Source organism: Endozoicomonas sp., assembly GCF_051008435.1.
Lineage (GTDB): Bacteria > Pseudomonadota > Gammaproteobacteria > Pseudomonadales > Endozoicomonadaceae > Endozoicomonas_A.
The window spans coordinates 1-16,555 of record NZ_JBPCXO010000526.1; the positions used below are offsets into that span (position 1 = coordinate 1).

Here is a 16,555-nt window from a genome sequence, read left to right on the forward strand (position 1 = left end):
AATTTATTGACCAGCTTGCCAAGTTGTTTACTGGAAAGCTGGTTAAAAGGTGTTGTCGGGTCATCGCATAGAAACCTGATCGAGAGATCATCAAGTGGCTTCAAATGGTTCCGGACGGGATACTAGGTAATTGTTTCAGGTCGAAAAAATGAGGGTTTAGAGTCTGGTCAGTCTGGTACTGCTGTGATAGATTAGTCGCCGTTCGAGGTGAGGCGGATCACAAGTCCGGCAAGTCGTTGGTCACTTAAATGAGTGAATCAAAACGACGTTGACGAGACACCCTGTTCTGGGTAATATTCGCCGCGCTGCAACGAGCAGCACAATGAACTGACGTAAGAGTTGTTCATTATTCGGGGTATAGCGCAGTCTGGTAGCGCGCCTGCTTTGGGAGCAGGATGTCGGGAGTTCGAATCTCTCTACCCCGACCATTTCAATCACTGGTTAAAATGTTGTAATGTTTAACCGAGTGATAACTCATGATGCGCCCGTAGCTCAGTTGGATAGAGCATCCGCCTTCTAAGCGGATGGTCGCAGGTTCGAATCCTGCCGGGCGCGCCATAATTAACTGTCTCGATGAGTCGGTTAGTGCTGGTGGGCGTAGCTCAGTTGGTAGAGCCCCGGATTGTGATTCCGGTGGTCGTGGGTTCGAACCCCATCGTCCACCCCAGTTTGTGTGAAGGCTTAGGCCTGATAAGAGTTAAGCAGCATCAGTAAAGTGCTGTAAGCGGATGTGGTGGAATTGGTAGACACGCTGGTTTTAGGTACCAGTGTCGCAAGACGTGAGAGTTCGAGTCTCTCCATCCGCACCAGTAGACAATACGGGGATAAGCTTGCTTATCCCCGTTTTTGTATTGGAAAAACAGCCTGTTTGAGTCGGGCATTCTGTCTGCAACTAGTCCGCAGTCCCAGGGTTCTGGTGAGGCGTGAGAGGGGCGGGTAGTCTGTTTGTGTGATTAAGGTGCAACGTATAGGTACTTTTGCTAGTCTATGCGCCTTTGTCCCATACGTACGGCAACTCAGGTTTTATTGAGGAACGCAAATGCAAGTCTCCGTAGAAACGACTTCCGGTCTGGAGCGTCGCCTGACAATTACAATCCCTGCTGACAAAATCGACGGGGAAATCAATAAGCGACTTCAGGATCTGTCTCGTCGTGTTCGCCTGGACGGTTTCCGTCCTGGTAAAGTGCCTATGAAGGTCGTGAAGCGTCGCTATGGTCTGGGTGCTCGTCAAGAAGTGCTCGGTGAGCAGATGCAACAGGCATTTGTTGAAGCCGTTACCCAGGAAAATCTGAATCCTGCCGGTGCTCCTCGTGTTGAGCCTAAGGGCGACGAAGAAGGCAAGGATTTCGAATTTGTAGCCACTTTCGAAGTTTACCCTGAAATTCAAGTGGGTGATTTCGGCGGTGTTGAGATTGAGCGTCCTGTTGCTGAAGTCTCCGATGCTGACATTAATGAAATGGTTGATACTTTGCGTACTCAGAGCAAGACCTTTGAAGATGTTGAGCGCGCTGCTGAACAGGGTGATCAGGTCGTATTTGACTACCTGGGTACCTTTGCTTCAGGAGAGAAGGGCGGTGAAGAGTTTGAGGGCGGTAAAGCTGAAAACTCAACTCTGGAACTGGGTTCAGGTCGTATGATTCCTGGTTTTGAAGACGGTCTGGTAGGTGTGTCTGCCGGTGAAGAGAAGACTCTGGAGTTGACCTTCCCTGAAGATTACCATTCTGAAGAACTGAAAGGTCAGGCTGTTGAGTTTGCCTGCAAGGTTCATCAGGTACAGGCTGCTACGTTGCCAGAACTGAATGATGAGTTCTTTGAGCGTTTCGGTGTGACTGATGGCGGTGAAGAAGCTTTCCGTACTGAAGTTCGCAAGAATATGGAACGTGAACTGCGTCAGGCGATCAAAGGTAAGGTGAAAAACCAGGTTATGGATGGTCTGCTGACCACTCATGAAATCGACGTGCCTTCGCCGCTGGTTTCTCAGGAAATCGACCGTATGCGTGAGCAGGCTGTTCAGCAGTTTGGTGGTGCTCAGGGTGGATTCGATCCTAAGCAGCTGCCTGCTGAACTGTTCGAAAAGGACGCCAAGAAGCGTGTAGCTCTGGGTCTGTTGGTGGGTGAGATTGTTAAGCAGCGTGAAATCAAGGTTGATGACGATCGTGTTCGCGTCATGATCGAAGAAATGGCTTCTGCTTACCAGAAACCTCAGCAGGTTGTTGACTGGTACTACAGCAACGAAGAGCAACTGTCTCAGGTTAAGTATGTTGTTCTGGAAGAGCAGGTAGTGGATACTGTTCTTGAAGCAGCCAAGGTTTCTGATAGCGAATGCAGCTACCAGGATGCGATCAAGCCTGCTGCTCCTGAAGAAGCTGAAGCTTCTGAAGAAGAGCAGGCCTGAGGTTAGAGCGTCGTCTAAGGTTTTGGCGCGCGCTGCCGTATAAACGCCTTGTGCGCGTTGATAATGTTCGTCACCATAAGGTGAGGCATTATTCAGGTTAAACCATGACACGTTACGCGACCCGCTCTATGCGGGTCGTTCCTCTTCGACTTGGCAAGGAGTTAAGACAGGACATGTCCAGACTGATCGAAACGCAATCCGTGGCAATCACCAATTCCGGCCTGGTACCTATTGTCGTTGAACAGTCCGCCAGGGGTGAGCGTTCTTACGACATCTACTCACGCCTGCTCAAGGAAAGAGTTATATTCCTGGTGGGTCAGGTTGAGGATCACATGGCCAATCTGGTCGTGGCTCAGCTACTGTTCCTGGAATCAGAAAATCCTGATAAGGATGTTCATCTTTATATCAATTCTCCGGGTGGCTCGGTAACTGCTGGTATGTCTATTTATGACACCATGCAGTTTATCAAACCGGATGTTTCTACCATGTGTATTGGTCAAGCCTGCAGCATGGGTTCACTGCTTCTGGCAGCGGGCGCTCAAGGCAAGCGATACGCATTACCACATTCCAGAGTGATGATTCATCAGCCGCTGGGTGGTTTTCAGGGGCAGGCATCCGATATTGCCATTCATGCCCAGGAAATTTTGACCATCAAAGAGCGCCTGAATACGGTACTGTCCACACATACCGGGCAGCCTATGGAAGTGGTTGAAAAAGATACTGATCGTGATAATTTCATGAGTGCTGAGCAGGCAATGGAATACGGCCTGATTGACAAGGTGCTGAGCAGTCGTATCCCGACTGACAAGTGATCCTGAGTCTGAAATGCCATCTGGCAGAAATCTATTAGAATAGATGAAGGCTGCCAGGTGGTGCTTTCATGGAAGCAGTCAACGTAATACCGGCAATAATCGGCCGTGATGTGACGGAATACTCTGAATCCATGACTGTTTTTGCCTGATGCATGAAAAACCGGTCTGACTGGCTTCCGGTTGACTGTTTTTCTGTAATTTCTCCTGTTTGACACTTGAAAATACGCCCCAATGCCTGCATCTTGTTTTTTATGACAGGTGTTGTTCCTACAACAGGGTAATCGAATGACCGACGAAACTAGCGGCAAGGGTGAAGATAACGGCAAGTTGCTGTACTGCTCTTTCTGCGGAAAAAGTCAGCATGAGGTTCGCAAGCTCATTGCCGGCCCTTCCGTGTTTATTTGCGATGAGTGCGTTGATTTATGCAATGACATTATCCGTGAAGAGATTCAGGACAGCGAAACCGAGACTTCCTCCGATAAGTTGCCGACACCCCGGGAAATCAAGGATATTCTCGACGAATACGTGATCGGTCAACCGCGCGCTAAGAAAGTGTTGTCGGTGGCTGTCTACAACCACTACAAGCGTCTGCGTTACGGTGACAAGAAAAAAGATGACGTAGAGCTGGGCAAGAGCAACATCATGCTTCTCGGGCCTACGGGTAGTGGTAAGACGTTGTTGGCCGAGACGCTGGCACGTTTGTTGAACGTACCGTTTACCATCGCTGATGCGACCACACTGACTGAAGCGGGTTACGTGGGTGAAGATGTCGAAAACATCATCCAGAAGTTGCTGCAGAAGTGTGATTACGATGTAGAGAAAGCCCAGGTGGGTATTGTCTACATTGACGAGATTGACAAGATCTCCAGAAAGTCTGACAACCCTTCTATTACCCGTGATGTTTCCGGTGAAGGTGTTCAGCAGGCTCTGCTCAAGCTGATTGAGGGAACGGTTGCTTCAGTCCCACCACAGGGTGGACGTAAGCATCCTCAGCAGGAATTCCTGCAGGTCGATACCTCCAATATTCTGTTTATCTGTGGCGGTGCCTTTGCTGGGCTGGACAAGGTAATTCGGGATCGTACTGATAAAGGTGGCATTGGCTTCTCTGCAGAAGTGAAGAGCAAAGACGACAAGAAAGATCTGAGTGAGACCTTTAAAGAGGTTGAGCCGGAAGATCTGGTTAAATTCGGTCTGATTCCTGAGTTTATTGGTCGTCTGCCAGTGATTGCAACGCTTGAAGAGCTGGATGAAGCTGCCCTGGTGCAGATTTTGACTGAGCCCAAGAATGCACTGACCAAGCAGTATTCGAAACTGTTTGAAATGGAAGAGGTTGATGTAGACTTCCGTGAAGACGCTCTGCGAGCTGTGGCCAAGAAAGCCATGGAGCGTAAGACGGGTGCTCGTGGTCTGCGTTCTATTCTCGAAGGTGTTCTGCTGGATTCCATGTATGACATTCCTTCCGAGAAGACAGTTTCCAAGGTGGTGATTGACGCTTCTGTAATTGAAGGTAAGTCTGAGCCCCTGATGATTTATGAAAACACTGAGACTCAAAAAGCTGCTTCTGACGACAGCTGATTGTATGCTCTGATTTTTCAGATTGAAAAACCCTGCCAGATGGCAGGGTTTTTTTTGCCTTGAAAAAACCTTAAGTGAAAGATGAAAGGCGAAAGTGTTTTTACTTTTTTGCTTAACAGACGAGTGTCATTTAATAATAAAAATTAAGTGTCAGACTCGCAAAGAAAATACCATTTTCAGAATGGGTAGGCTGATTTCCTGACAGGATTCGAAGCTGCAAGTGAGCCGCTTTTTAATAGTCGTCATTGCCTGTTGACTACCAGGCTGCTAATGCATTGTTTGCAGTGGTATTGCAGTGGCAGAAAAAGATTATGATTTTTAGGCTGTGTTGGAAGACTTGTCGAGGGTGTTCAGCTGCTTTTAAAAAAAGAATGATGTTGTTTGTTTTAGAGTTCAGAGATTTGTTAAGTTATATCGTTAGAGGGTCATAGTCATACAATCTGAAACTGGCTTTTGATAGATCAGTAAAGTTCGGCTGAAGTCGGTAGGGTGAGTAGTATATGTAGAACATTCGTCCAATATTCTAATGATGGAATATCAGAGGGGTGTCGTTGAGATTTCAGGATTTTGTTTTGTTCAAGATGGAAAGTTGTAGACAGGTAGGCAGCTGGCAGGTCTGATTCATACCAATTTACCATAGTTTGAAGCAATAAACACTATTGTAATTTCCGCAAAAAAGAAGCATCTTAAGGCTTAAGGAAACGCCCTGTTTTTTTCTTCAGACAGGGTGGGATTAAGCCGCTCCGGAGCTTCAGAATACCGGAATCATGTAAGTCGAAACGCCGTATAGGGGACTGAGTCATGGATAACAACGATACTTTGCATCTGTCAGAGCCCTTTGAGCTGCCATTGCTACCTCTTAGGGACGTAGTGGTGTATCCGCACATGGTGATCCCGTTGTTTGTCGGGCGTGATAAGTCAATCCAGGCCCTGGATCTGGCCATGGAACAGAATAAGAAGATCCTCCTGGTGGCTCAGAAAAATGCCCAGGTGGATGATCCTGCCGTAGTTGACCTGTTTCAGGTAGGAACCCTTGCCAGTATCTTACAGCTGTTAAAGCTGCCTGATGGCACAGTCAAGGTGTTGGTTGAAGGTGAAAGTCGAGTGACGATTAACCGACTGGATGAAAGCACTGACTATGTCATGGCGGAAGTGCAGGAAATCGTTGAGCCAGAGGTGGGTGAGCGAGAGTCTGAGGTGTTGACTCGTTCACTGATGTCCCAGTTTGAACAGTATGTTCAGTTGAGCAAGAAGGTGCCTTCTGAAGTACTGACTTCACTGACCGGTATCAATGTGCCTTCCAAGCTGGTCGATACCGTAGCCGCTCATATGCCGATGAAGATCGAAGACAAGCAGAAAGTGCTTGAAGTTGAAGATCTCGGAGAGCGACTGGAGTACCTGATCGGTATCATGCAGGGTGAGTTGGATTTCCTGCAGGTAGAAAAGAAAATTCGTGGCCGCGTCAAAAAGCAGATGGAACGCAGCCAGCGTGAGTACTATCTGAATGAGCAGATGAAAGCTATTCAGAAAGAACTGGGTGATATGGATGAGGCACCCAATGAGCTGGATGAGCTGAAGCAGAAGATTGATGATGCGGGAATGACGGCCGAGGCAAAAGAAAAAGCCATGGCCGAGCTGAACAAGCTCAAGATGATGTCACCGATGTCAGCCGAAGCCACTGTGGTTCGGGGTTATATTGACTGGATGATTGGTGTGCCCTGGAAAAAGCGCAGCAAGGTTCGTCATGACATGAAGCGTGCTCAGGATATCCTCGAAGCAGAACACTATGGTCTGGATGAGGTGAAAGAGCGCATTCTTGAATACCTGGCCGTTCAAAAACGTGTACGCAAGATTAAAGGGCCTGTTCTGTGTCTGGTTGGACCTCCGGGTGTGGGTAAAACCTCGCTGGGTGAATCCATTGCCAGGGCCACTAATCGTAAGTTTGTTCGAATGGCACTGGGTGGTGTTCGGGATGAAGCTGAAATTCGTGGTCACAGAAGAACTTATATTGGTTCCATGCCAGGCAAGCTGATCCAGAAGATGGCCAAGGCTGAAGTGCGAAACCCGCTCTTCCTGCTGGATGAAATTGACAAGATGGGTTCTGACATGCGTGGTGATCCGTCTTCAGCCCTGCTGGAAGTACTGGATCCAGAACAGAACAACTCATTCAATGACCACTATCTGGAAGTGGACTATGACCTCTCTGATGTCATGTTTGTCTGCACTTCTAACTCCATGGACATTCCGGCACCATTGCTGGACCGTATGGAAGTGATCAGAATTCCGGGTTACACCGAAGATGAAAAGGTAAATATTGCTCAACGCTACCTGGTGCCTAAGCAGATCAAGAACAGTGGTCTGAAAGCCAAGGAGCTGGAGTTTGAGGAAGACGCGATTCGTGATGTGATCCGTTATTACACTCGTGAAGCGGGCGTACGTGGCCTGGAACGAGAGATTGCCAAAGTCTGCCGTAAGGCCGTGAAAGATGAGGCTCTTTCTGTTGAACAGCGTCACGATAAAGTGACACCGGAGTTTCTGGAATACTTCCTGGGTGTTCGCAAGTTCAACTTTGGTAAGGCGGAAGATCAGGATCAGGTAGGACAGGTAACTGGTCTGGCCTGGACCCAGGTGGGCGGTGAGTTGCTGACCATAGAGTCCATGGCAGTACCGGGTAAAGGACAGATTACCAAGACCGGTTCTCTTGGAGATGTTATGCAGGAATCCATTCAGGCTGCCCTGACAGTGGTTCGCAGTAGAGCGCAGACACTGGGTGTTCCTGAAGATTTTCATCAGAAGAATGATCTGCACATTCACGTTCCGGAAGGGGCGACGCCCAAAGATGGTCCCAGCGCTGGTATCGGAATGTGTACCGCTCTGGTTTCTGTACTGACAGATATTCCGGTGAGAGCTGATGTGGCCATGACGGGTGAGATCACCTTGAGAGGGCAGGTGCTGGCCATTGGTGGTTTGAAAGAGAAGCTTCTGGCAGCTCACCGTGGCGGAATCAAGACCGTGGTTATTCCTGAGGAGAATCGCCGTGATCTGAAGGAAATTCCTGAGAATATTAAGGAAGACCTTGAGATAGTGCCGGTGAAGTGGATTGATGAGGTGTTGGATATTGCCTTGCAATACAGACCGACTGCCAGCAGTGAAGAGCAGGTAAAACCGGTTAAAGCCAAATCTGATGAGCCTGGTCGTTCCATCAAGACTCACTGATCATCATTCATCGTTATAAAAAGCTGACACTTTTGTGTCGGCTTTTTTTATGGGCGTTTTTATTGTTCATATCGGTTTTGCAGCGTGTTTAATACCCTGATTCTAACAACCAGCTTGGTACGAATATAAACTGATTGATTGGTAGGCATTTGATGGACTGATTCATTATTCAGGTGTCTGAATCAGAGAATTTCTGCCTATTTTGTAAAATAGTGCGGAGAGGCAGTATTGACGGGCGTTTCAGTTGTTGACAGCTCCCAGTAGCCATTGGTATAAACAGCGACTGTTACTTCTATTGGGCTTTGGAATGTTCTGGGGCCCGTGGAGTCAGTCGGCCTTCGACTGATTTCAGTGTTTATACATTTCGGATATAACCACGCCATTCATTTGATTCTGTTCTGCTTTCAGATCCTGTTCAGTTATTTTCAGGTGGAAGGTTTGACTGTGTTTTGAAGGGCGCTCGGCCGTTTTGTAATAAACGTGGAACTGTTGTTAACTGTTTGATTGGTACATGCGACCAGAATAAGCAGAAAACTGCAGAAATTACCGGGTGACCTGCGCTATTGCTTGAGTTTTCAGCTAAAATCACGCAGCATAGCAAAGCGCCCGTCGGGTATGGTATCTGGCGCAGTATGTCTGTTTCAGTACCAACTAGCTATTTTTGGCTATAAAAGCATCGTACAAAGAAGGGGAATAGAGTGAACAAGTCCGAGCTGATTGAAGCAATTGCGGCATCTGCTGACCTTCCCAAGGCTGCCGCTGGTCGTGCCCTGGACGCCATGATTAACTCTGTCACCACTGCACTGAAAGATGGTGAGCAAGTTGTCCTGGTTGGCTTTGGCACATTCGCTGTTAAAGAGCGTGCGGCTCGCACTGGCCGTAACCCTCAGACCGGTGAGCCTATTGAGATTGCCGCTGCCAAGATTCCTAGCTTCAAGGCTGGTAAAGCTCTCAAGGACGCGGTTAACTGATCACGCGCCTGGGATGAAGTCCTGAGACTTCAATGAACCACAAAGGAGCTGTGGCAAGAATCTGCAGTTGTTATCATCAAAGACTGTTAATTTTTTGCTGCTTTCCGAAAAGGCGCATCCTGTGATGCGCTTTTTTTGTTGCTAAGGTCTGAAATCTCTGCAAATCCACTTTATGAATTGCAGATGATAACGGGCCTGACCTTCTGCACCTGACGCTACTTCTCACAGAGGATGTTTAGCGAGAGGTAAGCGGTATTACCGTCACAAGACCCGAACATCAGGTTCGTGTCTCTATGAATATAATGCTAAAGCGAGCCCGGAACCTGAGGTTAGTATGCTCCAATCAATGAGGGATAAGGCAAAGAGCTGGGTAACATTTATTGTTGTCGGCATCATTGCTTTCATGATGGCGATTACCGGCCTGGAAACACTGGCGCCCAATCCTAATAATCCTAATGTCGCTACTGTTAACGGCGAAGATATCACCCGTGCCCAGCTGACTCAGTCACTGGAGCAACAGAGAAGAATGCTGATTCAGCAGATGGGTGATCAATTTGACCCATCCCTGATTGATGAAAATCTTCTGAAGGAATCCGTTCTCCAGTCTCTGGTTGATCGCACTCTGCTGTTACAGGAAGCCAAAAATGGCGGAATGGGCATGGGTCAGAAAGAACTGGACGCCATGATCATCTCCATGCCTGAGTTCCAGCAGGACGGGAAGTTCAATCAGGACCGTTTCATGATGATGGTGCGTAGCTTTGGTATGTCTCCAGCCCAGTTTCGAGTGCTGCTGAGTGACGAAACCGTGCTGCAACAGATTCAGGCGGGCATAGCCGGCACTGAGTTTGTCACTCCGTCAGAAATCAAGCGACTCACCGCCCTGGAAAACCAGAAGCGCGACATTGCCTGGCTGGCGCTGGATGTGGCTAAAGTGCGTGAGAGCATTGTGCCTACTGAAGACCAGATCACAGCCTATTATGAGTCTCATGGTGATCAGTACATGACCCCTGAGCAGGTTGAGATCAGTTTCATTGAAATGGATAAGGCCTCTCTGTTAGAGGGTCTGGTAGTAGAAGAGCAGGACATCAAAGATGAATACCAGCGTCGTCTTCAGGACATCGAAGAGAATGCCGGTGATACACAAACTGTGTCTACTATTCTGATTCAGACCGGTGGACAGCGTTCACTGGAAGAGGCGCGTAAAATTGCTGCTGAAGTAGAGTCTAAGCTCAAGGCGGGCGAAGATTTTGCCAAGCTGGCAGAAAATTATTCTGATGATCCGGTTACGGCTGTCAAGGGCGGTGACATGGGGCAGGTTCAACCCGGTATCTTCGGCGATACCTTTGATGAAACGGTCGCTTCTCTGGAGCCTGGTCAAGTATCAGCGCCTGTAGAAACCGATTTTGGTATGCAGATCATCAAAGTCACTGCTCGTGAAAAACCGACAATTCCTGGCTTTGGTGAGTTGAAAGACGAAATTGCCGCTGAATTGAAAAGTCAGGAAGCTGAAACTGTCTATCTGGATAAAACCCGTCAGCTGGCAGACATCAGTTTTGAATCCTCTGACCTGGCTCAGCCAGCAGAGCAGCTGGGTCTGACTATCCAGTCTACCGGGCCTTTCACTCGTCAGGGTGCTACCACTGATATTACTTCAAACTCGAAAGTTACTGCTGCTGCATTCAATGATGACGTGCTTGAATTGGGTGCCAACAGTGAACTGATTGAACTGTCTCCTGAAAAGGCTATGGTGCTGAGGGTTAAGAAACATTTGAAGCCCGAACTGCGTCCACTGGCTGAAGTGAAAGACAGTATTGTGCAGGTCATTAAGATGGAAGAAGCTCGTGATCAGCTGGTCAGCAAGGCCGGGGCACTGCAGGCAAAACTGAAAGCGGGTGAAGCGGCTGATAAAGTGGCTGAGTCTGAAGGTTTGCAATGGACTGAAAGCAAGGCTATTGCCAGAAGGCAGCAGGGTGTTCCTCCGCAGTTGCTGACCGAGTCCTTTAAAATGCCTCATCCTGAAGCTGAACAGTCTACCTATGCGTCCACTGAGCTGGGCAATGGTGACATCGCTGTGATTGCTTTGAACAAGGTCATTGAAGGTCAGCCTACTCAGGCCGATGCTGCTCGTGATCGTATGATGGCCAGCTACATTGCCAACGGTAACGGACGTAATCTGTTTACTGAGTATCTGAAGAGCCTGAAAGAGACAGCCAAGGTCAAGATCATTAAAGAAGAGTAATTTCGATTTGATCCTGTGTCAGTCAACAAACCCCGGTTTTTACCGGGGTTTGTTGTTTCTTGGTCGGTCACTCTATGATTCACTGAAACGCTCCGCTCTTTACATGCTGTTTTCCAACCCCTGAATGGTTGAACGATAGTTAGAGGGCTTGGGCTATAGCAACATCTGTTGTCCCCGACAGGCTCCCAGGTCAGATCTCCAAGCTTACTTTGTTATAGAAGCTTGCCCATTACCATTCCACCTCATAGAGCGCATATCGCACTCCACAAAAAAGCCCCTGTCGTAGGACAGGGGCCAGAATTGAATCGTCTTTGAGTAATAAAAGACGGGCTCTTATTGCTCAGTTTTAGATTTAACTGCGAATGATTTCTCTTCTGGATTCTCTGACTGCAGGCTTGGTATAGCTCTTGATCTCTCTGGTCAGTGTTCGAGCTTCCCGTCGCTTCATATCCAACTCCAGTACTTCGACCAGCACTTTGGGGAGTGACTTGTAAGGGTTATCGAGTACCGCATCGACCAGAGTATTGCTGTCCATATTCAGATTTTTTGACAGTTCAACAGCGGTGGCTGCACGCGTTACATTCCGGCGTCTCAGATCCAGCTTGGCACGGCGTAATTCGTATTCGTCCATGGCCAGCAGTACTTCCAGGCTGTGCTGCTTCTGCAGAGCCAAAGACCAGGCAGTAGAGACACTGTCAAGGTAAAGCACTTCGTCGGAATCAATCGTTTCAATGGCAGAGAGTTTCAGCAACTCATCACCGGCTGAAAGAAGAGCTGTCTGGTCTTCGCTGTCCAAAGAGAATTCTGGATAGGCGACACCCAGGCGCGCGAATATATCGCTGCTGTAGTCCCCTGTTTCAAGGGATACTTTGGCGTCCGAGAGGTCGTTAATACTGACCGTTTGTGTTTCTGAAAGGCTGTAGTCCAGAGTCAGAATCACCGGGTCATGATCAGAAGAGCTGTAGACGTTGTCTGATTTCTCGAGTTTGCCAGAGAACTTGCGACTGTATTCAAACAGACTGTTTTCCAGTGAGTTAATGTGCCAGTCTGCCACAGCAGACAGCTTGGCAGTCACTGAACCTGAACCCAATACGTGGTCAAGGCTGCCCAGTTCTCCGTCAAAACTATAAGAGAAGGCATCGGTACCGTGCATGAATTCAGCCAGGTTTACATAGCCAAAGCCTTCATGCAGTTCACGGCCCTGAGCGCCATCCAGAGGTTTGTCGCCAATGAAGGTGTAGGGTGCTGTCACCAGCTTGCGGCCTTCGCCATGGTAATCCGTGAGCAGGCGAACAGGATCTTCCTTGCCATAGGCGTTGATATCGCCCATCACCAGTACGTCACCTGCGGCATTGCTGCGCATATAGTTACCCAGAACTTCAGCTGCAGACAGTCTGAATTCATTACAGCTACCCTGCAGGTCATCAACGTATCCAGCGACCCGTTTGGCATTGCGCTCATCGATTCTGCCACTGCTGGTCAGCGGGATAGGCTGCTCATATTCAACGAAGTCGTTGTAGCACTGTGAACCTTTGGATTTCAGGTGGTTGACAGCAATCGTCAGATCGCGCTGCTGGCCATCGGCCAGTTTGACTCCAAAAGTTTGTACCAGGGCATTACGTTGTCCCTTGAACAAGCTCTTGGTGGTTTCCTCGCCTCCCTGCAGAGCTTGGTATTCAGCTCTCTGAACGGGCATCTCAATGATCTTGGAAGTGCCATCGAGGGTGACTTTAGCAGGACGGTAGAGCAGGCCCACAGTGATGGCATCGGTGCCAATAACAGTGCCATCAGGCGATTGTACAAACTGATAATGGTCTTGGATGTTAGGCAATTCTGCATTCAGGCCATTCACAAGATCCTGAATGGCAGACGCCTGACCAAATCCATTGTTTTCGATTTCCATCAGACCAATAACGTCAGCATCCATTTCAATCATGGCATTGATGATTTTGGTACGTTGCTTGTTGAAATCGGCTTCATTGCTACCGGCGCCACGGTTTTGCCCCAGAGGATTGTTATCACCGCCCACGCCTGAATTGAAGTAATTCAGTACGTTGAAGCTGGCAATCGTCAGGTCTCTGTTGGCAGGCAGTTCTGGCTGGCTGGTACGATCTGAGAAGTCGTGCTGGAAGTCTGCAGCCACCAGATCTTCATTGGTTGCTGTGACCAGGCGGTATTCGCCATAGCTAAAGCCTATGACACCCTCAAGATTATCGACTTTGTCGCCTATCCGGATATAGCCGTCTTCTGCATTGAAACCACTGAAGTAGGGCAGGTCACCATTGGCAGGTTTCTGATCTGTTTCAACAAACAGGTGCCCCTTGCTGTTACTGTCGGCAAGCTGTTTGGCTTCTTCGCTGAGTGCGGGGTGCTTCTGGGTAGGTTTGTGCAGAGGGGCAGACAGCGACAGAACCATATTGTTGCGGAAGCTGTCATAGTCAAAGCCAAAATTACGGGTAACGACCAGATCGGAGTCGGTAGTGGTGACGAGCATGCCTTCATAGGCTTCCAGCTGGTCTTCCAGTAGCAAGTTGGGGTCCAGCTGCAGATAGGTTGGAGGGATATTCTGATCTTCTTCCAATACCTGGTAGTTTGTCTCACTCAAAGAAACTTGAGTTTGGTTGAAGAATTCTTTCACCTGGCCTTGCAGGCAAACGACAGCGCCTTCTTTAATGTCGGCAGCAGGTGCACTTCCGGTAAAAATAAAGATGCCGTCGGAGGTGAGATCATTGTTATCACCTTCGGCGTCCTGGATAAAGAAGCCTTTGTAAAGAGATTCTACTCGTTTGGTGACCACGCCTTTAACCGTCACTACATCACCCGAGAAGCTGCCTTCCGGAACCAGTGGGCTGCTGTCGCCTTCACCCTGGATGTTGTATACGGGTGTCATTTCACCTTCGCAAACCCAGGTTGGAGGGGGAGGGGTGCCTCCACCTGTGGGGGCGTTACCCAGACCTTCGATGGTGTTCTTTGCCAGAACATCCCAGTCAGTGGTCTGATAGGTAGCATTGGCAGTAAGAGCGCTGGATTTTCTGGATAACGTTTTATCCTTACCGAAGTCGATATCACCAAAGACGCCGATCTGGTCGACGGTCTGACCATCAATGGTTTGCAGTTCTACAGGGTCGTCGCCATTAAAGTTGGTAACAGAGCCATTCAATAGTTGAGCTTTGGCTTTCAGTGCATCACTGGCACTGCTATGAGCAATGACGTAAGTACTGCCATTAGGGAGGCTGCCAGACAATGCGAGAGTACTTTTCGAAGAGGCATTACCATTAGTGAATTTAACCAGCTGGTAATTGGAAAGATCGATGGAAGAGCCGGTGTTATTAAACAGTTCAATGGCTTTTTCGTAGCTGCTGCCTTCAACATATTCAGAAATAATGAAGTCGGCCTGGGCTGCAGAGGGTAGAGCCGCGCCTACTGCAATAGCCATGGCCAGTGGGGTCAGGGTGTTTTTCACAGTGTTTCACTCATTGTTGTTTTTTTATTGTGAGAAATATTCAGCTTTGCCATTTTTCATCGTTGTGTGTGGCACAGAATATTTTTCATCGCTCAAGGCTGTTTGTGTTCATAACTGCTTATTGTTTTTGTACGACAATACTTGTCGAAAATGACAGTTATGTAACTACTGTATTAAGAAAGGATGATGCGCTTGTCTGAAACTAAGCTTCAGCAAGCGCATGGTTTTTCCGCTGACACGGGTTACTGGCGAACAATACCTTCCGGTTTGAAATTAGCGACTTTCAGAGGAGAGTTGTTCTCAACGTATTCCTTGAGTACATCAGCATCGAGGAAGCCGGTATCGACAAAACCAGGTTTGTCAGTCAGTTTCGGATACTTGTCACCACCACCGGCAGAAAAGCTTAAAATGGCCATTTTGTAGGTTTTTGCTGTGTCGATAGCGTCGCCTGCCACCTTCACATTGTTCACCTTGCCTTCGTTGATCATCATCTCAAGGCCTGAGAAGTGAGCAAAGGCACCACTGTTGGTTGGCTTGGCAGCCACTACTGCGAGATACTCCAGTACTTCCTGACCCGTCATCTCAACGGTCGTTAAGCTATTCCCGAAGGGCAGGACAGTCAGAACGTCTTTATAAGTGATTTCGCCTTCATCAATACTGGAACGAATACCACCACCGTTCATAACAGCAAAGTCTGCACCGGTTTTTGCCATAAAGGCTTCCGTCAGAAGCGTACCCAGGTTGGTCGGTTCAAAACGAACTTCCTTACGCTCGCCCATCAGGCGCTGGTCAACGATACCTACCTTTTCCTGAACCAGTTTGGCGCCTTTATCCTGGTATGGAGTCAGCAGTTCCAGCATGGCAGTGTCTTGGGCAATTTTGACTTCAGCATTTTTTGGATTTACGGCAATCAGCTTGTAATCGACCAGGCTCAGCTCACCGTTTTTGAATTCAAAGTCTGCACGACCTACGAATTTTCCCCATTCCTGAGCTTGTACAATGTAAGTACCGTTTTGCTGATCAGGCTTGAACAGAGGGTCTTGAGAATGACCGCCAACGATCAGGTCGATCCCGTCCACGCTTCTGGCTAGGGTTACATCACCCGGTGCATTAACACCATATTTGGCATCGACATAGTGGCCCATGTGGGTAGAGGCGATGATGACATCCGCTTTCTTTTCCAGTTCCGGAACCAGTTCGGCAGCGACTGTAACAGGCTCTTCAAATCTCAGGCCGGCTACATTTTCAGGGCTGGTTTGTTTAGGGGTGTCAGTCGTGGTCAGACCCATAATGGCAACGCGCAGACCATTAACGTCAATGAGCGTATAGGGTTTGAACAGTGGTTTGCCGGTTTTCTCATCAATGATGTTGGCTGACAGGAAAGGGAATTTTGCCAGATCCTGTTGCATGTCGAGAATGGCGCGTGGGTTGTCAAATTCGTGGTTACCCACTGCCATGGCATCATAACCGAGCAGGTTCATGCCCATGAAATCAGGAACGGCATCCTGCAGGTCGGATTCGGGAACACCGGTATTGATATCGCCACCGGACAATAGCAAAACATTGCCGCCTTCAGCCTGAACCTCTTCACGGATCTGGTTAACCAGAGTCATGCGGGCGGCCATACCATAGCGACCTTTGCGGTCTTGCCAGAAGTGACCATGGTGGTCATTGGTATGGAGAACGGTCAGTTTATAAGTTTTGTCTTGCTGGTAGCTGACTTCGGGTTGAGTCTGAACGAGAGAGCAGCCGCTGATAGTCAGGGCCAGAGCTGTTGCAGTAAACAGCTTCATACCGTGTCGCAGTACTTGCATAGAGGGCATCCTTGGTTGACTGATTTCATTGTTATGAGATGCCGCCCTGTCGGGATGTAGAATTCAGGAC

7 protein-coding genes, 4 tRNA genes and 1 pseudogene are annotated in these 16,555 nt (G+C 48.6%); 10 read left to right on the top strand and 2 right to left on the bottom strand.

Going from position 1 to position 16,555, the window contains the following annotated elements:
* Positions 1-351 precede the first annotated feature (351 nt).
* From ACR2PX_RS26490 to ACR2PX_RS26535, 10 genes and pseudogenes are all read left to right on the top strand, one after another.
* Positions 352-428: transfer RNA gene (locus tag ACR2PX_RS26490), tRNA-Pro, on the top strand.
* A gap of 53 nt (positions 429-481) precedes the next feature.
* Positions 482-558 (top strand) — tRNA-Arg (locus tag ACR2PX_RS26495).
* A 33-nt stretch (positions 559-591) separates the two neighbouring features.
* A tRNA-His gene (locus ACR2PX_RS26500) sits at positions 592-667 on the top strand.
* 57 nt (positions 668-724) lie between these two features.
* Positions 725-809: transfer RNA gene (locus tag ACR2PX_RS26505), tRNA-Leu, on the top strand.
* A 230-nt stretch (positions 810-1,039) separates the two neighbouring features.
* Complete coding sequence (gene tig / locus ACR2PX_RS26510) at positions 1,040-2,395, top strand: trigger factor (RefSeq protein WP_434002362.1); 1,356 nt, start codon at positions 1,040-1,042, stop codon at positions 2,393-2,395.
* A gap of 173 nt (positions 2,396-2,568) precedes the next feature.
* Positions 2,569-3,207, top strand: a complete 639-nt coding sequence (gene clpP / locus ACR2PX_RS26515) for an ATP-dependent Clp endopeptidase proteolytic subunit ClpP (RefSeq protein ID WP_434002398.1) — start codon at positions 2,569-2,571, stop codon at positions 3,205-3,207.
* Positions 3,208-3,492: 285 nt separating this feature from the next.
* Positions 3,493-4,782, top strand: a complete 1,290-nt coding sequence (clpX, locus tag ACR2PX_RS26520; RefSeq protein WP_434002363.1) for an ATP-dependent Clp protease ATP-binding subunit ClpX — start codon at positions 3,493-3,495, stop codon at positions 4,780-4,782.
* Between the two features lie 801 nt (positions 4,783-5,583).
* Entirely contained in the window at positions 5,584-7,998 is a 2,415-nt protein-coding gene (lon, locus tag ACR2PX_RS26525) for an endopeptidase La (protein WP_434002364.1), read from the top strand.
* A gap of 695 nt (positions 7,999-8,693) precedes the next feature.
* Positions 8,694-8,969: pseudogene (locus ACR2PX_RS26530) on the top strand (HU family DNA-binding protein); the annotation flags it as partial.
* Positions 8,970-9,303: 334 nt separating this feature from the next.
* Complete coding sequence (locus ACR2PX_RS26535; protein ID WP_434002365.1) at positions 9,304-11,208, top strand: SurA N-terminal domain-containing protein; 1,905 nt, start codon at positions 9,304-9,306, stop codon at positions 11,206-11,208.
* Positions 11,209-11,560: 352 nt separating this feature from the next.
* On the opposite strand, the gene ACR2PX_RS26540 is transcribed toward ACR2PX_RS26535, so the two are convergent.
* Positions 11,561-14,671 (bottom strand): ExeM/NucH family extracellular endonuclease, encoded by a 3,111-nt coding sequence (locus ACR2PX_RS26540; RefSeq protein WP_434002366.1) that lies wholly within the window; start codon positions 14,669-14,671, stop codon positions 11,561-11,563.
* A gap of 242 nt (positions 14,672-14,913) precedes the next feature.
* Positions 14,914-16,485, bottom strand: coding sequence for a bifunctional UDP-sugar hydrolase/5'-nucleotidase UshA (gene ushA, locus ACR2PX_RS26545; protein WP_434002367.1), 1,572 nt, complete (start codon positions 16,483-16,485; stop codon positions 14,914-14,916).
* Positions 16,486-16,555: the final 70 nt, after the last annotated feature.